The sequence below is a fragment of the Sulfitobacter sp. HI0040 genome (assembly GCF_001634885.1).
Classification (GTDB): domain Bacteria; phylum Pseudomonadota; class Alphaproteobacteria; order Rhodobacterales; family Rhodobacteraceae; genus Sulfitobacter.
The window spans coordinates 1-257 of sequence record NZ_LWEX01000331.1; the positions used below are offsets into that span (position 1 = coordinate 1).

At 61.1% G+C, this 257-nt stretch carries 1 pseudogene; it reads left to right on the forward strand.

The features are described 5' to 3' along the window. Window positions 1-84 precede the first annotated feature (84 nt). Window positions 85-257, forward strand: a pseudogene (locus A3728_RS14765) (glutathione synthase); the annotation flags it as partial.

A 257-nucleotide genomic window follows, 5' to 3' on the forward strand; every position in this document is an offset into this window, starting at 1 on the left:
CGTCGAAAACGCGTTCGGGCACGACTGATCTATTGCGTCCCTGTCGCCTCTGCCTCATCAAGGGGCGATGAAAGAGGGGCAGGCATGAAAATTGCATTTCAGATGGACCCGATCGGGGACGTGAACATCGCTGCGGACAGCAGCTTCCGCCTTGCGGAAGAGGCGCAGGCGCGGGGGCACGAGTTGTTCTTTTATACGCCCGACCACCTCGCCTACCAAGAGGGGCGCATCACGGCGCGGGGTCAGGACATGACCGT